Annotated in this window: 20 protein-coding genes and 1 tRNA gene; 15 read left to right on the forward strand and 6 right to left on the reverse strand. The window is 59.6% G+C overall.

All coding sequences use genetic code 11. From position 1 onward, the window contains the following. The first annotated feature begins 196 nt into the window (after positions 1-196). Positions 197-868 (forward strand): response regulator, encoded by a 672-nt coding sequence (locus AC07SU_RS16990; RefSeq protein WP_010212220.1) that lies wholly within the window; start codon positions 197-199, stop codon positions 866-868. Next, positions 861-2,252 (forward strand): sensor histidine kinase, encoded by a 1,392-nt coding sequence (locus tag AC07SU_RS16995; protein ID WP_494997684.1) that lies wholly within the window; start codon positions 861-863, stop codon positions 2,250-2,252. Before AC07SU_RS16990 ends, AC07SU_RS16995 begins: the two co-directional genes overlap by 8 nt. Here the strand turns inward: AC07SU_RS16995 and AC07SU_RS17000 are convergent. Further along, entirely contained in the window at positions 2,246-3,067 is an 822-nt protein-coding gene (locus AC07SU_RS17000; RefSeq protein WP_176999183.1) for an HDOD domain-containing protein, read from the reverse strand. The genes AC07SU_RS16995 and AC07SU_RS17000 overlap by 7 nt on opposite strands. A 36-nt stretch (positions 3,068-3,103) precedes the next feature. Further along, positions 3,104-4,045: a CAF17-like 4Fe-4S cluster assembly/insertion protein YgfZ gene (ygfZ, locus tag AC07SU_RS17005; protein ID WP_494997685.1), complete on the reverse strand. Its 942-nt coding sequence runs from the start codon at positions 4,043-4,045 to the stop codon at positions 3,104-3,106. Positions 4,046-4,185: 140 nt separating this feature from the next. Between ygfZ and AC07SU_RS17010 the strand changes: the two genes are divergently transcribed. Beyond that, positions 4,186-4,440 carry an FAD assembly factor SdhE gene (locus AC07SU_RS17010; protein WP_176999181.1) on the forward strand — a complete coding sequence of 85 codons (255 nt, stop codon included), beginning with the start codon at positions 4,186-4,188 and terminating at the stop codon, positions 4,438-4,440. Then, a complete protein-coding gene (locus tag AC07SU_RS17015; RefSeq protein ID WP_494997686.1) occupies positions 4,424-4,870 on the forward strand; it encodes a hypothetical protein in 447 nt (148 codons plus the stop codon). Before AC07SU_RS17010 ends, AC07SU_RS17015 begins: the two co-directional genes overlap by 17 nt. Here the strand turns inward: AC07SU_RS17015 and nadB are convergent. After that, complete coding sequence (nadB, locus tag AC07SU_RS17020; protein ID WP_494997687.1) at positions 4,839-6,455, reverse strand: L-aspartate oxidase; 1,617 nt, start codon at positions 6,453-6,455, stop codon at positions 4,839-4,841. The two genes, AC07SU_RS17015 and nadB, sit on opposite strands and share 32 nt — an antisense overlap. A gap of 463 nt (positions 6,456-6,918) precedes the next feature. On the opposite strand from nadB, the gene rpoE reads away from it, so the two are divergent. From rpoE to AC07SU_RS17040, 4 genes are all read left to right on the forward strand, one after another. After that, entirely contained in the window at positions 6,919-7,500 is a 582-nt protein-coding gene (gene rpoE, locus AC07SU_RS17025; protein WP_003172477.1) for an RNA polymerase sigma factor RpoE/AlgU, read from the forward strand. A 32-nt stretch (positions 7,501-7,532) separates the two neighbouring features. Continuing rightward, a complete protein-coding gene (locus AC07SU_RS17030; RefSeq protein ID WP_065882095.1) occupies positions 7,533-8,120 on the forward strand; it encodes a sigma-E factor negative regulatory protein in 588 nt (195 codons plus the stop codon). A gap of 15 nt (positions 8,121-8,135) precedes the next feature. After that, a complete protein-coding gene (locus tag AC07SU_RS17035; RefSeq protein ID WP_494997688.1) occupies positions 8,136-9,095 on the forward strand; it encodes a MucB/RseB C-terminal domain-containing protein in 960 nt (319 codons plus the stop codon). A gap of 234 nt (positions 9,096-9,329) precedes the next feature. Beyond that, positions 9,330-10,769, forward strand: coding sequence for a DegQ family serine endoprotease (locus AC07SU_RS17040; protein WP_176999177.1), 1,440 nt, complete (start codon positions 9,330-9,332; stop codon positions 10,767-10,769). A gap of 66 nt (positions 10,770-10,835) precedes the next feature. Here the strand turns inward: AC07SU_RS17040 and AC07SU_RS17045 are convergent, their stop codons facing one another. Beyond that, the gene (locus tag AC07SU_RS17045) at positions 10,836-12,269 is read right to left on the reverse strand and encodes a M48 family metalloprotease (protein ID WP_176999176.1); all 1,434 of its coding nucleotides are present in this window, start codon (positions 12,267-12,269) and stop codon (positions 10,836-10,838) included. A 95-nt stretch (positions 12,270-12,364) separates the two neighbouring features. On the opposite strand from AC07SU_RS17045, the gene AC07SU_RS17050 reads away from it, so the two are divergent. Beyond that, the gene (locus tag AC07SU_RS17050; protein WP_176999175.1) at positions 12,365-12,604 is read left to right on the forward strand and encodes a sulfurtransferase TusA family protein; all 240 of its coding nucleotides are present in this window, start codon (positions 12,365-12,367) and stop codon (positions 12,602-12,604) included. 31 nt (positions 12,605-12,635) lie between these two features. Continuing rightward, positions 12,636-13,706: an AI-2E family transporter gene (locus AC07SU_RS17055; RefSeq protein ID WP_494997689.1), complete on the forward strand. Its 1,071-nt coding sequence runs from the start codon at positions 12,636-12,638 to the stop codon at positions 13,704-13,706. Positions 13,707-13,820: 114 nt separating this feature from the next. Here AC07SU_RS17055 and AC07SU_RS17060 read toward each other — a convergent pair whose 3' ends face one another. Then, the gene (locus tag AC07SU_RS17060) at positions 13,821-14,294 is read right to left on the reverse strand and encodes a peroxiredoxin (protein WP_494997690.1); all 474 of its coding nucleotides are present in this window, start codon (positions 14,292-14,294) and stop codon (positions 13,821-13,823) included. 10 nt (positions 14,295-14,304) lie between these two features. Then, positions 14,305-14,865: a glycine cleavage system transcriptional repressor gene (locus tag AC07SU_RS17065; protein WP_176999172.1), complete on the reverse strand. Its 561-nt coding sequence runs from the start codon at positions 14,863-14,865 to the stop codon at positions 14,305-14,307. 273 nt (positions 14,866-15,138) lie between these two features. On the opposite strand from AC07SU_RS17065, the gene dapA reads away from it, so the two are divergent. From dapA to AC07SU_RS17090, 5 genes are all read left to right on the forward strand, one after another. Further along, positions 15,139-16,017: a 4-hydroxy-tetrahydrodipicolinate synthase gene (gene dapA, locus AC07SU_RS17070; RefSeq protein WP_176999171.1), complete on the forward strand. Its 879-nt coding sequence runs from the start codon at positions 15,139-15,141 to the stop codon at positions 16,015-16,017. 17 nt (positions 16,018-16,034) lie between these two features. Further along, complete coding sequence (gene bamC, locus AC07SU_RS17075; RefSeq protein WP_178921057.1) at positions 16,035-17,150, forward strand: NlpB/DapX family lipoprotein; 1,116 nt, start codon at positions 16,035-16,037, stop codon at positions 17,148-17,150. A gap of 4 nt (positions 17,151-17,154) precedes the next feature. Next, a complete protein-coding gene (locus tag AC07SU_RS17080) occupies positions 17,155-17,913 on the forward strand; it encodes an MBL fold metallo-hydrolase (RefSeq protein WP_494997691.1) in 759 nt (252 codons plus the stop codon). Positions 17,914-17,940: 27 nt separating this feature from the next. After that, positions 17,941-18,654 (forward strand): phosphoribosylaminoimidazolesuccinocarboxamide synthase, encoded by a 714-nt coding sequence (gene purC, locus AC07SU_RS17085; RefSeq protein WP_010212191.1) that lies wholly within the window; start codon positions 17,941-17,943, stop codon positions 18,652-18,654. Between the two features lie 83 nt (positions 18,655-18,737). Beyond that, positions 18,738-18,827, forward strand: a tRNA-Ser gene (locus AC07SU_RS17090). Positions 18,828-19,150: the final 323 nt, after the last annotated feature.

Below are 19,150 nucleotides of genomic sequence, written 5' to 3' on the forward strand. Positions count from 1 at the left end.
CTTCGAGGCGTTTTTCGGGCGCTACGGATCAGGTAGCTGGGCGGGCAGAACCCACCGTTGCCCGATGCTAAAGGGCGAAGCTTTCACTAACCTTTCAGTTGCCTTTCAATGTTTTCGGGCTTCACAGGGCAGGTAGCGCCTGTAAACTGCCCGGCAAAGCGTGGCGTCGACCATGCCCGAATGAGGTAAAAAAACCATGCGTGTCCTCCTGGTTGAAGACCATTTGCAGCTCGCCGAAAGTGTCGCCCAAGCGCTCAAGAGCACGGGTTTGACCGTCGACGTGTTGCACGATGGGGTGGCCGCGGACCTGGCCTTGAGCAGCGAGGAATACGCGGCGGCGATCCTCGACGTGGGGCTGCCGCGCATGGACGGTTTCGAGGTATTGGCACGCTTGCGCGCCCGTGGAAAAAACTTGCCGGTGCTGATGCTGACGGCTCGCAGCGATGTGAAAGACCGCGTGCACGGCTTGAACCTGGGCGCCGACGACTACTTGGCCAAGCCGTTTGAACTGACGGAACTGGAGGCGCGGGTCAAGGCGCTGTTGCGACGCAGCGTGTTGGGAGGCGAGCGTCAGCAGGCCTGTGGGGTGCTGGTCTATGACCTGGATACGAGGCGCTTCACCGTCGGCGGCGAGCTGATGACGTTGACCTCTCGCGAGCAGGCGGTACTGGAGGCGTTGATCGCTCGCCCGGGCCGCGTGATGAGCAAGGAACAACTGGCCTCCCAGGTGTTTGGCCTGGACGAAGAAGCCAGCCCTGACGCGATTGAGATCTACGTGCACCGCCTGCGCAAGAAACTCGATGGCCAGCCCATCGCCATCGTGACATTCCGCGGTCTCGGCTACCTGCTGGAAGCCCGCGATGCATAAGCCCAGCAGCCTGCGCTGGCGGCTGCTGTGGAACCTGGCGCTGTTGCTGGTGCTGTTGATGCTGGCCAGTGGCATGAGTGCTTACTGGAATGGTCGCGAGGCGGCCGATACGGCCTACGACCGCACGTTGCTGGCCTCGGCGCGCACCATCGCAGCGGGCCTGACCCAGGTGGACGGCACCCTAAGCGCCAATGTGCCGTATGTGGCCTTGGATACGTTTGCCTACGACAGCGCCGGGCGTATTTATTACCAGGTCAATGACATCGACCAGAAGCTGATCTCGGGTTACGAGCACCTGCCCGGCCCACCGCCCGGCACGCCGCGCACCGATGATTATCCGGCGCTGGCACGCTTTTACGACGCCGTGTATCAGGGCCAGCCAGTGCGCGTGGTGAGCCTGCTCAAGGCCGTCTCCGAGCCGAACATGAACGGCATGGCGGAAATCCGCGTGGCGGAAACCGACGAAGCACGGGTGGCCATGGCTCGCAGCCTGATGGCCGACACCTTGCTGCGCTTGGGCATGCTGGCCATTGGTGCGTTGATGTTGGTGTGGTTCGCCGTAAGTGCGGCGCTGCGCCCGTTGGAGCGCCTGCGAACGGCGGTAGAAGAGCGCCAGCCCGATGACCTGCGCCCACTGCCGCTGGTGGAAGTGCAGCATGAGTTCGGCCCGTTGGTGCGTTCCCTCAACCACTTCACCGAACGCCTGCGCGGGCAGTTTGAACGCCAGGCGCAGTTTATTGCCGATGCGGCCCACGAGTTGCGCACGCCGCTGGCGGCGCTCAAGGCCCGGCTCGAACTGGGCCTGCGTGCCGAAGAACCGGCGACCTGGCGCAGTACCCTGGAAACAGCGGCCCAGGGCACTGATCGCCTGACGCACCTGGCCAATCAGTTGCTGTCCCTGGCGCGCATCGAAAATGGCGCCCGGGCGATTGCCGAAGGTGGCGCGCAATTGCTCGACCTCAGCCAATTGGCCCGTGAGCTGGGCATGGCCATGGCGCCTTTGGCCCACGCACGAGGTGTTGCGCTGGCCCTGGAGGCGGATGAACCGGTGTGGTTGCGCGGGGAGCCGACGCTGCTCAATGAACTGCTGAGTAACCTGGTGGATAACGCCCTGGCCCACACGCCACCGGGTGGTAATGTGATTTTGCGCGTGACGACGCCGGCAGTGCTGGAAGTAGAAGACGATGGCCCCGGCATCCCGCTGGATGAGCGGGACCGGGTGTTCGAGCGTTTTTACCGACGCAACCAGCAAAGCATGGGGTCAGGCCTGGGGCTGGCGATTGTCGGGGAGATCTGTCGGGCACACCTGGCGCAGATCAGCCTGCATGATGGCGAGTTGGCGGGGTTGAAGGTGCGGGTGAGTTTTATCGCGGGTGATCAATAAAACATCGAACGCGCCTCATCCAGCTCGGCGCGCAGCGCGTCGCTGTAAGGGTCTACGCGCAGCTTCTTGATCGCCGGAAGACTGGAGACAGCCACACTCGCCAGCGGGTGTTGGGTGCCACGATGGCAATACAGCACGGCGACCTGCACCAGGTCGATGTAATCCAGGGTGGCCGAGTCGCGTTCCAGGTCCAGATACTGGCCCGGCAGGTTCGCCAGCATTTCCGGGAAGTCCCAGCCACGCAGCAGTTTGTCGCCCAGTACGGGATGGATGCTGTCGATCACATGGTTGAGGCTGACCGGGTCGGACAGCAGCTCGTAGTGGTCTTCGGCGTAGGTGAGGATCGGTAGCACGCCGATCTGGTGCACCAACCCGCCGAGCGCGGCCTGATCCGGCTTGAGCTGGCTGTGGCTGCGGCACAGGGCGTAGCTCACGCCCGCCACTTCCAGGCTGCGACGCCAGACGTCGCGCATCTTCTGCTCGACGGCTTCGGAGCGGGCGTGAAAGATCTGTTCCATCACCAGGCCAATCGCCAGGTTGCTGCTGTAGTTGGTGCCCAGCCGAGTGATTGCGGTGTGCAGGTCGGTGACTTCCTGGGACGCGCGCAGCAGCGGGCTGTTGACCACTTTGATCAGGCGCGCCGACAGCGCGGTATCGCGACCAATCACTTTGCTTAAGTGGCTGATGCTGATATCCGGGTCTTCTGCGGCCTGACGGATGTTCAGGGCCACTTCCGGTAATGTCGGCAGAACCAGGTCATCGTTATCGATGGCCGTCACCAAAGCCTGTTGGACTTTTTCCGCCAGCTTGTTCATTCATGCTCTCTAGGGTGTTGCAAAAAGGTACGGCGATCAGCGCTGGATCTCTCGGTCACGGTCGAGCGTGTAAGGCAGGTCATGCAGTTGCAGGCTGGGGCCTTCCAGTGTGCCTAAGTGCACATCGCCACTATCGGCAGCTTCGGCTTGCAGCACGGCAAGAAGTTCAATCGTCTGGTCAGCTTTTGCCGCCAGCACCACTTCGCCGATCGAGCTGTTGTGGCTAGGGGAAAACAGCGGGGTTCCTGGCTCAGGCATATGCGGCGCATCGAGGCTCAAGCGGTACAGGCGACGCTTGAGTTTGCCCAGGTACTGCATGCGCGCGACGATTTCCTGGCCGGTGTAGCAGCCTTTCTTGAAGCTGACGCCGCCTACGGCTTGCAGGTTGAGCATCTGCGGGATGAACAGCTCGCGGGTTTGCGGCATGACCTGGCCGATGCCGGCACGCACTTGGCCGAGCAGCCAGTCATTCAAGTCAGCTTCTTTCAATTGGGCGGCCAATTGGCCGTGCACGGCATCGGCCTGGTCGGCAGGCACCCAGAGCTCGGCGCGACCAGGGGAGACGCGGATGGCGATCAGCGAATCGGTACGTGCGACGCTGTCGTTTTCAGCCGGCAGCTCAAGGCCGAGGCTGGCCAGGGCTTGATCCGCCTCCACCAGGCCGAAGCGTGCCCATGCAGCGCTTTCGTCGGTGAGCTTGGATTTGGAGAACACGGCGTATTTTTTCAGGTCGGCCAGTTGCGGTTCGAGCAGCTCGGTGGCCATGGCCAGGAGTACGCCATCACCATGCAACAGGATGCGAAAGCTCGACTGCATGCGGCCTTTTTGCGTGCAGCGCGCGCCGAGGCTAGCCTGGGTATCGCTCAGGTAATTGAGGTTGCAGGTCAGTTGCCCTTGCAGGAACTTGGCAGCGTCGGCGCCGCGGACGGCGAGAACGCCTTCGTGGGACAGGGGGCAGAAGAAAGCAGAGTCAGCCATGGGTCATCGCAGGTCAAAAAGTCATGGGTGCATCATAGAGGGGCGCCCGGCAAATGGATAGTTTCCGTATGGGGCGACCAAAGCCGACTGTTCCAGTGCCGTCGGGGCTGTATACTTGCCGCCTATTTGAGGAGCGCTCCATGGTCGAAGATGTAGAAATCAATCGTCTCTTCTGGCACAGCCGTCGTGGCATGCTGGAGTTGGACGTGTTGCTGGTGCCTTTCACCAAAGAGGTCTACGCGACCCTCAACCAGGTCGATCGCGACCTCTACGTCCGGTTGCTGACCTGCGAAGATCAGGACATGTTCGGCTGGTTCATGGAACGTTCCGAATCCGAAGACCCAGAGCTGCAGCGTATGGTCCGGATGATCCTGGACCGTGTCCAGCCCAAGTAACCGATTCGAATGCCGCTGGCAGGCCTCACGGTTATTGCTGGCGGCGTATCTTTTTGCCCAGCTGTTCGCGCTGGGCGCCTGTTTACTTGTTGATTTACTTTATTCGAGCCTCGGCCTGCTGGTGTGCTTGGCGCATGCCGCCTGGGTTTTACCGCGACACATCCTGCTGATTCACCGTTCGTCGGCTTGTGGCCTGCGCCGTGACGAGGACGGCTGGCAGCTGTTCAGTGCAGAGCGTGGTTGGCACAGTGTGCAGCTGTGCCCCGACAGCCTGGCGTTGCCGTTGATCGTGGTGCTGCGCTATCGGGTGCCGGGAAAGGGGTGGGTGCGCTCGATCTGTGTGCCGAGGGATTCGCAGGTCGCCGATGTGCACCGGCGCCTGCGGGTACGCCTGAAGTTCAGCCGCCGTAGGTGGTTGGCACCAGGATAGTGTCCCGGGCTTCGGGCAGCATCTGCGGGTAGTCGAGGGTGTAATGCAGGCCCCGGCTTTCCTTGCGCTCCATGGCCGAGCGGATCATCAACTCCGCCACCTGGGCCAGGTTGCGCAGCTCGATCAGGTCGCGGCTGACTTTATAGTTGCTGTAGAACTCGTCAATTTCATCAAGCAGCAAGCGCACGCGATGCTGTGCGCGTTGCAGGCGTTTGTTGGTGCGCACGATCCCTACGTAGTCCCACATGAACCGTCGCAGCTCGTCCCAGTTGTGGGCGATGATTACGTCTTCATCCGAATCGGTCACCTGGCTGGCGTCCCAGCGGGGCAGGGCGGCGGGCACTGCGATGCGTGGCAGTTGTTCGAGGATGTCGGCCGCCGCTGAGCGGGCGTAGACGAAGCATTCGAGCAAGGAATTGCTGGCCATGCGGTTGGCGCCGTGCAGGCCGGTGAAGCTGGTTTCGCCAATCGCATACAGGCCCGGCACGTCGGTGCGGCCGTGCTGGTCGACCATCACGCCACCGCAGGTGTAGTGCGCGGCCGGCACCACGGGGATCGGGCCTTTGGTGATGTCGATATTGAAGGCCAGGCAGCGTTCATAAACGGTGGGGAAGTGGGTCTTGATGAAGGCTTCGGGCTTGTGGCTGATGTCGAGGTAGACGCAGTCGATGCCTAGGCGCTTCATTTCGTGGTCAATGGCGCGGGCGACGATATCGCGCGGGGCCAGTTCGGCGCGCGGGTCGAAGCGCTGCATGAAGCGCTCGCCGTTGGGGAGTTTCAGGTGGGCGCCTTCGCCGCGCAGGGCTTCGGTAATCAGGAAACTCTTGGCTTGCGGGTGATACAGGCAGGTGGGGTGGAACTGGTTGAATTCCAGGTTGGCCACCCGGCAGCCCGAACGCCAGGCCATGGCAATGCCATCGCCGCAGGCCCCGTCGGGGTTGCTGGTATAGAGGTAGACCTTGGCGGCGCCGCCTGAGGCAAGAATAGTGAAGCGTGCGCCATAGGTGTCGACTTCGCCACTGGCGCGATTGAGCACGTAGGCGCCGAGGCAGCGCTCGCCTTCCAGGCCCAGGCGTTTTTCGGTGATCAGGTCGACGGCGACGCGTTGCTCCAGCAGTTCGATGTTGGGGCGCTGGCGGGCTTGGTCGAGCAGGGTCTTGAAAATTGCCGCGCCGGTGGCGTCGGCCGCGTGGATGATGCGGCGGTGGCTGTGGCCGCCTTCGCGGGTCAGGTGGAACTCGAAGCCGCCGTCGTCACTGCTGGCGTGTTCGTCGCGGGTAAAGGGCACGCCTTGGTCAATCAGCCATTGGATGGCTTCGCGACTATGCTCGACGGTGAAGCGCACGGCCTCTTCGTTGCACAGGCCGCCACCGGCGTTGAGGGTGTCTTCGACGTGGGATTGCACGGTGTCGGTGTCGTCCAGCACGGCAGCGACGCCGCCCTGGGCCCAGAATGTCGAGCCATTGGCCAGGTCGCCTTTGCTCAGTACCGCAATCCGCAGGTGGCTGGGAAGGGTCAGTGCAAGGCTCAAACCGGCCGCGCCGCTACCAATCACCAGGACATCGTGTTGAAACTGTTGGCTCATTTGAAGGATTCCGCAAAAAGCGATCCGAAGGGGTGGCGCAAACAGGACGCCTGGATCGGCGAATCAAAGGGTCACACGGGCCACTAGTATATAGAGGGGGGGAGCGGCACAATAGCCGGGCATTCGTGGCAATGTGAGATTACGGTGCACGGCTTGGGTCAGATCGGCCAGTTATTGAAACGGGAACTTTTTGCATAGCCCCGAACTCAATAGCAGGTTGCCCGAAAGCTGGGAAAACGTTGAGTTTATTGGCCCGTCGGGAGCATTGGACGCGTCAGAAAACCGGCGACAAGATTATTCGCGCAGCCGGCGATGCCCGCGCTGCGTTTTTCGTGTGTGCCAAATCAGTGCGTGCCGGAAACTTGCTTGAAGGGGGAGAACTTTTGCGAAAAGTCCGAGTCTATGTTTGCAAGCCTGATCGTTTAGTTATGCAAGCCTCCTTCAAGTACAACGAGGAGTGTTCATGCTAACCCAGGAAGAGGATCAGCAGCTTGTCGAGCGCGTTCAGCGCGGCGATAAGCGGGCATTTGATCTGCTAGTGCTGAAATACCAGCACAAAATTCTCGGGTTGATCGTGCGGTTTGTGCACGACACCCATGAAGCGCAGGACGTTGCACAGGAAGCCTTTATCAAGGCCTATCGTGCACTTGGTAATTTTCGCGGTGACAGTGCGTTTTATACGTGGCTGTATCGCATCGCCATCAACACGGCGAAGAACTATCTGGTGTCTCGCGGACGCCGCCCGCCAGATAGTGATGTGAGTTCAGAAGATGCAGAATTTTACGATGGTGATCACGGCCTCAAAGATCTCGAGTCGCCGGAGCGTGCATTGCTGCGCGACGAGATCGAAGGAACCGTTCATCGCACAATTCAGCAACTGCCAGAAGATTTACGTACGGCGTTAACTTTGCGTGAATTCGATGGTCTGAGTTACGAAGACATTGCGAGCGTCATGCAGTGTCCGGTGGGGACTGTAAGGTCACGGATCTTCCGGGCCCGGGAAGCCATCGATAAAGCCTTGCAACCGTTGTTGCAGGAAAACTAAAGACAGCGGCGACAGCCAAGAGAGGAACCGCCATGAGTCGTGATGCCCTGCAGGAATCGCTGTCCGCAGTGATGGATAACGAAGCGGATGAACTGGAACTTCGTCGAGTGCTCAATGCATTTGATGACGCCGAAACCCGTGATACCTGGTCTCGTTACCAAGTCGCTCGGGCGGTGATGCACAAGGATCTTCTAATCCCTCGTCTGGATATTGCTGCGGCCGTTTCTGCCGCGTTGGCCGATGAAGCCGTTCCGGCAAAAGCTGCTCGTGGACCTTGGCGTAGCCTAGGCCGCCTGGCAGTTGCTGCCTCGGTAACTGTTGCAGTATTGGCGGGTGTTCGCCTGTATAACCAGGACGAAATTGCTGGTGCCGAACTGGCCCAACAGACCCAACAGCCGGTGATGGCTGGACCTCAGGTCAAAGGCCCTGCGGTATTGGCCGGCTACAAGGAAAGCTCTGACAGCACCGGCCCGATGGCCAATGGTGTACTGCAAGGGCAATCCGGCTGGCAGGACCAGCGTCTTCCAGGCTACCTGCGCCAACATGCACAGGAATCGGCTCTGAAAGGCACTGAAAGCGCCCTGCCTTATGCGCGTGCCGCAAGCCTGGAAAACCGCTGATTCGTAAGGAGCTCTATGCGCGCCATACCGCTCCTTACGCTTTTGCTCAGTGGTTGGTTTGCACTCCCCGCCCACGCCGATGAAGCCCAAGACTGGCTGACTCGACTTGGGCGTGCAGAGCAGCAGCAAAGCTTCGAAGGTTCGTTCGTCTATGAACGTAATGGCAGTTTTTCTACCCATGACATCTGGCATCGTGTCCAGGACGGTCAGGTCCGAGAGCGGCTTTTGCAGCTCGATGGTTCCGCCCAGGAAATTGTGCGGGTAGATGGCCGAACCCAATGTGTCAGCGGCACGCTCGTGGCCGGCCTTGGCAACTCGCGCGAGGGTTCTTCCCCTGCGCTTGATCCGCAAAAACTCACTCAATTCTATGATCTGGCTGTCATCGGTAAATCCCGTGTGGCCGGTCGCAATGCCGTGATTGTTTCAATCACGCCCCGCGACCAATACCGCTATGGGTTTGAGTTGCATCTGGATCGCGAAACAGCGCTGCCGCTCAAGTCGTTGCTACTCAATGATCAAGGGCAGTTGCTGGAGCGCTTCCAGTTCACGCGCTTGAATACTTCGGTGACCCCGGACGATCGCAACCTGCAGCCCAGCAGTGAATGCACGCCTGTCGCGGTTTCCGACGGCAAGGCCCCGCAAGTGCCTGCCACTCAGGCCTGGCATCTTGATTGGTTGCCCCCTGGTTTCCAGCTCACCAACAGCAGTGCACGCAAAGACTTCGAGACAAAATCCACCGTCGACAGCCTTATGTATGACGATGGGCTTGCGCGTTTTTCGGTGTTTCTTGAGTCGACCGACGGTGCGAGCGTCACCGAGACCCGCACTCAGCTGGGCCCGACAGTTGCAGTGTCTCGCCGCCTGAATACAGTCGAGGGTGAGGTGATGGTAACGGTTGTCGGCGAAGTGCCCATCGGCACGGCCGAGCGCATTGCGCTCTCGGTACGCGGTGAAAAGACCGCTGCAAAACCATGAGCCGTTAATCCTATGTTCATCCTGATCTTTCAATGTCGTTGCATGCCAGGTCTGTTGCCGAGAGCATGAAATGTCCGGATCAGTATTTTCACTTGCAAAAATCCCCTATGTTTTTTATAGGTCAGGGCCTGTTGGCTCTGGCCTTGTTTTGTTCGCGGAACAAAGATGTCGGTGGCAGTTTCCGGCGTTTCTTGAACCCTGTCGCTCAACCCTGCTCGTCGTAACGGGAGCTGTATGTCGATACCACGTTTGAAGTCTTACCTATCCATAATTGCCACGGTATTGGTGCTGGGTCAGGCCGTGTCTGCGCAAGCAGCCGAACTGCCTGACTTCACCCAACTGGTTGAGCAGGCCTCGCCCGCTGTGGTGAACATCAGCACCACGCAGAAATTGCCGGATCGCAAAGTGTCGAACCAGCAGATGCCAGACCTGGAAGGCCTGCCACCGATGCTGCGCGAGTTCTTCGAGCGTGGCATGCCGCCGCAACAGCGTTCTCCTCGCAGCGGTGGCGGTCAGCGTGAGGCGCAGTCCCTGGGTTCGGGCTTCATCATTTCGCCGGATGGCTACATCCTCACCAATAACCATGTGATTGCCGATGCGGACGAGATCCTCGTCCGCCTGGCCGATCGCAGCGAGCTGAAAGCCAAGCTGGTGGGCACAGACCCACGTTCTGACGTGGCCTTGCTAAAAATTGACGGCAAGGACCTGCCCGTGCTGAAGCTGGGTAAATCCCAGGACCTGAAGGCCGGTCAGTGGGTTGTCGCGATCGGTTCGCCATTTGGCTTTGACCATACCGTCACCCAAGGTATCGTCAGCGCCATCGGCCGTAGCTTGCCAAACGAAAACTACGTGCCATTCATCCAGACCGACGTGCCGATCAACCCGGGCAACTCCGGTGGCCCGCTGTTCAACCTGGCCGGTGAAGTCGTGGGGATCAACTCGCAGATCTACACCCGTTCCGGTGGTTTCATGGGCGTATCCTTTGCGATCCCGATTGACGTGGCCATGGACGTTTCCAACCAGCTGAAAAGCGGTGGCAAGGTCAGCCGCGGCTGGTTGGGCGTTGTGATCCAGGAAGTGAACAAAGACCTGGCTGAGTCCTTCGGCCTTGACAAGCCAGCCGGTGCCTTGGTTGCGCAGATCCAGGACGATGGTCCGGCTGCCAAGGGTGGCCTTCAAGTGGGTGACGTGATCCTGAGCATGAACGGCCAGCCAATCGTCATGTCGGCCGACTTGCCGCACTTGGTCGGCGCACTCAAGGCGGGTAGCAAGGCCAAGCTTGAAGTGATCCGCGACGGCAAGCGTCAGACTGTTGAACTGACCGTCGGTGCGATTCCTGAAGAGGGCGCAACCCTGGATGCTCTGGGCAACGCCAAGCCCGGCGCGGAGCGCAGCAGCAATCGCTTGGGTATTGCCGTGGTCGAACTGACCGACGAGCAGAAGAAGAGCTTCGACCTCAAGAGCGGCGTCGTGATCAAGGAAGTCCAGGACGGCCCGGCCGCCCTGATCGGCCTGCAGCCTGGTGATGTGATCACTCACCTGAACAACCAGGCGATCAACTCCACCAAGGAATTCACCGATATCGCCAAGGCGTTGCCGAAGAATCGTTCGGTGTCGATGCGTGTCCTGCGTCAGGGCCGCGCCAGCTTCATTACCTTCAAATTAGCCGAATAATCCGGCAGTAAAAGAAAAGCCCCGCCTTCGTTAAGCGAAGACGGGGCTTTTTTGTGGGCGATGGGTTTAGCTCATCATCCCTTTGACCAGGCGTTCCTGTTCGATCAACTCACGCTGGCGTGCGTCGATACGCGAAGACAGAGGAAAGTTGTTGCCGGCCCGGCGCTTGGCGAAATCCAGTTGCTGAATGGCCTGTTGGAAGTCGCCCACCAAGGCAAAGTATTCGGCGCGCGCCTGGTGCAGGCCGATGATATTGCCGGACAAACCGCGCGTCTCGGCGACCTGGTACCAGACGTCCGGGTCATCAGGGCGGGACTTGAGCAACCCATCCAGCGCCTTCTCCGCATCGGCCGTGCGATTCTGTTTAAGCAGCAGGTCCACCCGCACCTGGTTCAGCGGATAGTTACCGGGGTATTGGGTGAGCATGCGATCAGTGCGTTGCTGGGCATCCGGAAAGCGGCTGTTGGCAATGTCCAGTTCGATCTGCGCCAAGTTATACGTGATGTCGTTGGGGGCTTTCGCCAGCAGGGGCGCCAGGCTTTCCCGCGCTTCTTTGTACTGGGTGCCCTTGATCTGGGCGATGGCCAGCCCATAACGCGCCACATCGTTTTTCGGGTTTTCATCCAGCTGCGCCTGGAAGCGTTTGGCTGCCAACCCAGGCGTGTCTTCGTATTGCAACTGCACCCGAGCGCGAATCAACTGGTAGCGCAGGCTGTCTTCCTTGCCACCGGGCTTGGCCTGTTCCGCGCGGTTGCGGGTGTCAGCGATTCGGGACTCGGTCACCGGGTGTGTCAGCAGGAATTCCGGTGGCTTGGCATCGAAGCGGTACTGACGCATCAGGCGTTCGAACATGGTGGGCATGGAGCGGGGGTCGTAGCCGGCCTTTTCCAGGTTGAGGATGCCGATACGGTCCGCCTCCTGTTCGTTCTGACGGGAAAAGCGGCGCTGCTCCTGGATCGCTGCTGCCTGGCTGCCGGCAATGGCGGCAATCCCAGCATCACCTGCACCGGCTGCCGCCGCGATGATGCCGCCGAGCAAAGCGGCCATCATCGGGATCTGCATGCGCGATTGCGCTTCTACGCCCCGGGCGAAGTGACGCTGGGACAAGTGGGCCAATTCGTGGGCGAGTACCGAAGCATATTCACCCTCGGTCTGGGCATTGAGAAACAGGCCGCCGTTGACGCCCACGATCCCGCCAGGTGCGGCAAAGGCGTTGAGCTGCGGGCTGTTGATCAGGATGAACTCCAGGCGCCGGTCATTGACCTGGCTGGTCTCTACCAGTTTATACACGCTGGTTTCGACGTAGTCCTTGAGCTGAGGGTCATTGAGTTGCGAGACCTGGCCGCGCAGGTAAGCGAGCCATGCGCGACCCAGTTGGTATTCCTGTTGCGGCGAGACAATGGCAGAACTGGCGTCGCCAAGTGACGGCAGGTCGTCAGCAAAGCCCGGAGAGGCCAGCAGGCAAGCCAGCGTCAGCAGGGTAGGGCGCAAAAAAGTCATGCACAAAGCCTTTCGACAAAGAGCTTACTGTAGCCGGACACTGAGCTTCGGACCAGATATTCTAGGCAGCCCGAACCCATGCCCGGAGTAAATTCATGACCGACGCTGTAGCCTTTGACGCCGAGCTTGATGCCAGTGGACTCAATTGCCCGTTGCCTTTGCTGAAGGCCAAGCTGGAACTCAATCGACTGGCCAGTGGTGCGGTGCTCAAGGTAACCGCCACGGACGCTGGCTCCCAGCGGGATTTCCGGACGTTTGCCAGGCTGGCTGGGCATACGCTGTTGCACGAAGAAGATGTCGCCGGCGTGTACCGCTATTGGTTGCGCAAGGCCTGAACCGTTTGCCCATACCCTCCGAGGTTGATTGATGTTCAAAGTGTTACGAGACTGGATTCAGCGCTACTTCTCCGATGAGGAGGCCGTGGTGCTGGCAGTCCTGCTGTTCCTGGCCTTTACGGCGGTACTCACCCTAGGTGGCATGCTGGCTCCTGTGCTGGCAGGCATGGTGCTGGCTTACCTGATGCAAGGTCTGGTGACCACGCTGGAGCGTATGCGCCTGCCAGGTGGCGCCGCAGTTGGGCTGGTGTTTGCTCTGTTCATGGGTGTGTTGCTGGTCTTCATCGTGGTGGTCGTGCCGTTGTTGTGGCATCAGTTGATCACCTTGTTCAACGAACTGCCGGGCATGCTCGCCAAATGGCAATCGCTGTTGTTGTTGCTACCTGAGCGCTACCCGCACTTGGTGTCGGATGAACAGGTATTACAGGCCATCGAAGTGGCGCGCGGCGAGATCGGAAAGTTCGGGCAATGGGCGTTGACCTTTTCCCTGTCCAGCTTGCCGTTGCTGGTCAACATTATGATCTACCTGGTGCTGGTGCCGATCCTGGTGTTTTTCTTCCTCAAGGATCGCGCCATGATCGGCCGCTGGGTGCGTGGCTACTTGCCGCGTGAGCGGGCGCTGATCACGCGGGTGGCCGAGGAAATGAACCGGCAGATTGCCAACTACATCCGTGGCAAGGTCATCGAGATCGTGATTTGCGGGGGCGTCACCTACATCGCCTTTGTCGCGCTTGGACTGAACTATGCAGCACTGCTGGCATTGCTGGTGGGGGTATCGGTGGTGGTGCCGTATGTGGGGGCGGTGGTGGTGACCGTGCCGGTGATGTTGATCGCGTTGTTCCAGTGGGGTTGGAGCGACCAGTTCATCTACCTGATGGCGGTATACGGCATTATTCAGACCCTGGACGGCAACGTGCTGGTGCCGCTGCTGTTTTCGGAGGCCGTCAATCTGCATCCAGTGGCAATTATCTGTGCGGTGTTGTTGTTTGGTGGGCTGTGGGGATTCTGGGGGGTGTTCTTTGCGATCCCCCTGGCGACGCTATTCAAGGCCGTACTGGATGCGTGGCCGCGGCAAGAACCGGTGGTTGCGCCGCTGCTTTAAACGTTGTGGGGGAATTTAAGATGCTATCGCCGGCAAGCCAGCTCCTACAGGAGAATGCGTTCCACCTGTAGGAGCCGGCTTGCCGGCGATGCGATCAAACGGTTGCCGCAGCAATCATGCCTTGTTCAAGGCTTGTGCCGCTGCCAAAACGGCATCCACATGCCCCGGCACTTTCACGCCGCGCCATTCCTGACGCAGCACGCCATCCTTGTCGATGAGGAAAGTGCTGCGGTCCACGCCCAGGTATTCCTTGCCGTACAGCTTCTTCAGCTTGATCACGTCAAACAGCTGGCAAACCGCTTCGTCCTTGTCACTGATCAGCTCGAAGGGAAACGCCTGCTTGCCCTTGAAATTTTCGTGAGATTTCACGCTGTCGCGCGAAACGCCGAACACTTCGGTGTTGGCCGCCTTGAAGGCTGCGTACTGGTCACGAAAACCCTGGCCCTCGGTGGTGCAACCCGGGGTGCTGTCCTTGGGGTAGAAGTAGATCACCACTTGCTTGCCCTTGAGGGCTGCAAGGCTGAAGGTCTGGCCGCTGGTGGCCTGGGCTTCGAAATCGGCCACAGGTGTATCGAGAGCTACCGGCATGGGATCTTCCTTACATTGGGTTCTGTGGGCGCCATGGTTCGATCAGGGCGTCGAGGTTCAAGGCGTCGGCGAAGTCCAGGAACTGGTCGCGCAGCCAACTGATCTGCACACCGGGCGGCAAGGTCACGGTGAAGGTGGCATTGAGCATGGTGCCGCCGGTCTGCGGTGCCTGGTAAGTGTCGCAGGTCAGGTTTTCCAGTTCGACGTTGTGGTCGATGAAGAACTGGCACAGCTCGTTGACGATGTCCGAGCGGTAGGCCGAACTGACGTAGGCAACATAAGGCAGCGCCTGCGGGCGGTTCTCCAGTGCGGCGCTGCGCACGACATTCACGGTGAAGTCGTGCTTCTTGGCAAGGCCCGGCAAGCCGGTTTCCAGGCGCGCCAGGGCGTCCCAGGTGCCGGAGATCTGCAGGACCAGTGCACTGCACTCGCCATGGCGGGTCAGGCGGGAGGTCACGACGGCGCAGCGGTTCTCATGGCTGGCGCGGCACAGGACGTTGGTCAGCTCCATGGGGTTGGCGCCGAGGGCACTGATAACAAGGAATTGTTCGCGAACTGTGGGGGTGGACATGCAGCCTTCCTAAAGCGATGAGCGGTCGATACCGTATGGGCCGTATCGATCAAAGGATGAAGGGTAGCGAAAAGCGTCGCCAAGGGCTAGGAGGTGGCGTTTTCATTACGTGACCGATTGGATTTCATCCTGTGTGAAGTGATGCATTGGCCCAATGATGGCATTGCCTGTCGTTTAGTTACGTCAGAACGCATCCTCACGTGGTACTTCGCTTGTACAAGCATCTTGGCGCCAGTACCATTACGGCTCTCTTTTTCCGGCAGGAGCGGTTGCATGATTGCGGGCAGTATGGTGGCACTGGTCACACCCATGGATGCACAAGGTCATCTCGACTGGGACAGCCTGGGCAAACTGGTGGACTTCCACCTGCAAGAAGGCACCAACGCCATCGTGGCGGTCGGCACCACAGGTGAGTCGGCCACCCTCGATGTGGAAGAACACATCCAGGTCATCGAATTTGTCGTCAAGCGTGTTGCGGGCCGCATCGCCGTGATCGCTGGTACGGGCGCCAACTCGACGCGCGAAGCGATCGAGCTGACCAAAAACGCCAAGAAGGCCGGCGCCGATGCCTGCCTGCTGGTGACCCCGTACTACAATAAGCCGACCCAGGAAGGTTTGTACCAGCACTTCCGCGCTATTGCCGAAGCGGTCGATATCCCGCAGATCCTCTACAACGTACCTGGCCGCACCGCATGCGACATGCAGGCTGCTACTGTGATCCGTCTGTCCACCGTGCCGAACATCATCGGTATCAAGGAAGCCACGGGCGACCTGCAGCGCGCCAAGGACATCCTGGCCGGCGTGAGCAGCGACTTCCTGGTCTACTCCGGTGACGACGCCACGGCGGTCGAGCTGATCCTGCTGGGCGGCAAGGGCAACATTTCCGTGACTGCCAACGTGGCTCCGCGTGCCATGAGCGAAATGTGCGCCGCCGCCATCGCCGGTGACGCAGTGACCGCGCGTGCTATCCACGAGAAGTTGATGCCGCTCAACAAGACACTGTTTATCGAATCCAATCCTATTCCCGTGAAATGGGCGCTGACTGAAATGGGCTTGATGCCGGACGGTATCCGTCTGCCGCTCACCCGCCTCAGCGAAGCCTGTCACGAACCGCTGCGACAGGCCCTGCGCCAGTCCGGCGTCCTGGTTTAATTGAGGAAGCACTACGCATGAAGCGATTGGCCGGACTTTCCGCACTTGCCTTGATTATCTCCAGCACCAGTGGCTGCGGTTGGATCTGGGGCCCGGAAGGCTACTTCCGTGACCGCGGTAGCGATTACCTGGAAGCCCAAGCAACCAAACCGATGCAACTGCCACCGGATGTCAACGTCGCCAAGCGCCTTGACCCGTTGTTGCCGATCCCGCGTAACGTTGCCGACGACACCACCAAGGGTGAGTACGTGGTGCCGCGTCCGCAGCCGATCTCGGCCGTGGCAGATGCCAGCGACTACAGCCTGCAAAAGAGTGGCGACAACCGCTGGATCATGGCCCAGCGTCCACCGGCCGAAGTCTGGCCGGTGGCCCTGCAGTTCTTCCAGGACAATGGTTTTCGCATTGACGAGCAGCGCCCACAGACTGGTGAGTTCACCACCGCCTGGCAGCAGGGCAGCGAGCTGTCCGCCAGCATGGCCAAGCGCCTGCAGGCCGGCGGTGTAGCCGCCGACAGCGAAGCCCGTGTGCGTGTGCGCATCGAGCCTGGCGTGCAGCGCAATACCAGTGAAGTCTACGTGGTCAGCGCCGAGCGTCCTGCCGGCAGCACTGCCAACGTCGACTTCACCAACCGTTCGGTCAACACCGGCGTGGATTCCGCGCTGGTCGACGAGATGCTGGCCAGCATGAGCCGCATTTCCGAGAAGGGCGGTTCCGTTTCCCTGCTCGCCGCACGTGACTACGACACGCCTAACCGTGTCAGCCTCACCGAAGACGGCAGCGGCAACGTGGTGTTGAACCTCGGTGAAGACCTGGACCGTGCCTGGGCCAGCGTCGGTCGTGCGTTGGAGCAAGGTCCTTGGCGTGTTGAAGACATCAACCGTAGCCTGGGCCTGTACTACATCAACGTGGCTGAAAAGGCCGAGAAGAAAGATGAAGAGCCAGGTTTCTTCGGCAAGTTGTTCGGCAGCAAGCCGACCAAGGAAGAGATCGAGACCCGTGCCGAGCGTTACCAGGTTCGTTTGAGCAAGGTGGGCGACAGCGTACAAGTGACCGTCGAGAAGAACATCAATACCGTTGCGCCAGCTGAAACGGCTCGCAAAGTACTGGGCGTGATTCAGGACAACCTGGGCTGATCCGATGCGTTTTGCCGTTCTCGGCAGCGGTAGCCAAGGGAACGGCACGCTGATCGCACATGACGACACGTATGTGCTGGTGGATTGTGGTTTCTCGTTAAAAGAAACCGAGCGGCGCCTGCTGCGCCTGGGGGTTCACCCCGCGCAGCTGAGCGCGATTCTGGTGACCCACGAACATGCCGATCACGTGCATGGCGTGGGGTTACTGTCTCGGCGCTACAATCTGCCGGTGTATCTCAGCCGTGGCACGTTGCGCGGGATGCGCAAGCCCATTGAACCTACTGGTTTCCTGGCCGGTGGCGAGAATCTGCAAATCGGTGCGCTGAGCATCGATGTGATTGCGGTAGCGCACGATGCCCGCGAGCCGACGCAATACGTATTCAGTGGGGGAGAGCGGCGCTTTGGCGTGCTCACCGACCTGGGGTCGTACTGCGCCAAGGTGCTGGAAGGGTATCGCGACCTCGATGCGTTGATGATCGAGTCCAATCACTGCCGAGACATGCTGGCTCGCGGTCATTACCCCTACTTTCTCAAGCAGCGGGTGGGTGGCGAGCTGGGGCATTTGAACAACCACCAGGCGGCGTACCTGGTGTATGAGTTGGGCTGGCAAGACCTGCAACACCTGGTCCTGGCCCACCTGAGCAGCAAGAACAACCTGCCGCAGCTTGCCCGGCAATGTTTTGTCGACACCCTTGGGTGCGACCCGGACTGGCTGCAACTGGCCGATCAAGATTCAGGGCTCGACTGGCGACACATCGCCTAGCCCACCCTTTAGTAAGCGGAGCCCATCATGGAAAAGCGTGAAGAACTCTACCGCGGTAAAGCCAAGTCGGTGTACAAGACCGACGATGCCAACCGCCTGATCCTGCTGTTTCGCAACGACACCTCGGCGTTCGACGGCAAGCGTATCGAACAACTTGATCGCAAAGGCATGGTGAACAACAAGTTCAACGCCTTCATCATGCAAAAACTCGAAGCGGCCGGTATTCCGACCCAGTTCGACAAACTGCTGGGCGACAACGAGTGCCTGGTCAAGAAGCTGGACATGATTCCAGTTGAATGCGTCGTGCGTAATTACGCGGCTGGCAGTCTGGTTAAGCGCCTGGGCGTGGAAGAGGGTCTCAAGCTTAATCCTTACACGTTTGAACTGTTCCTGAAGGACGACGCCAAGGGCGATCCGTTCATCAACGAATCCCACGTTGTGGCTTTCGGCTGGGGTACTGCTGAGCAACTGGCGCGCATGAAGGAGTTGTCCCTCAAGGTCAACGACGTGCTGAGCAAGTTGTTCGACGATGCGGGTCTGCTGCTGGTCGACTTTAAGCTTGAGTTCGGCGTGTTCCACGACGGCTCCATCGTCTTGGGCGATGAATTCAGTCCGGACGGCTGCCGCCTGTGGGACAAGGACACTAAGAAGAAGATGGACAAAGACCGCTTCCGCCAGGGCCTCGGTGATGTGATCGAAGCCTACGAAGAAGTCGCCAATCGTCTGGGTGTACCGCTTTAATCGACGCAAGCATCTGATAGCACGGAAAAAAATCGCTTTTGGGGTTTGCTTCTGCGAAACACGCTGTTATGATGCGCGCCGTTGGAGAGATGCCAGAGTGGCCGAATGGGACGGATTCGAAATCCGTTGTACCTTCACCGGTACCTAGGGTTCGAATCCCTATCTCTCCGCCATATAAGTACAGAAAGGCCCCATTTTATGGGGCCTTTTTGCATTCTGCGGTTTCTGTTTCCCTTCGCCCTTTATTTACGTGCTTTTGCTCTGCTGTTCTTTAAGATGGCTTTCGCGTTTTTGGAGCTTTTCTGACCTTTATGACAGAAATGTGAAGAAAGGCGTTGACGGCAGATTATATCTGTCTATAATTCGCCCCACTTCCGGCGCAGTCGAAACGGAAAACTCCTTGATAAACAATGGGTTATGTAGGTTTTGACGGTAAGTTGCTTCAGTTCATCGAAGCCAAAAGGAAGTTGAAAAAGAGGTGTTGACAGCAGCGTGT

This window comes from Pseudomonas sp. GW821-FHT05H12, assembly GCF_059419385.1.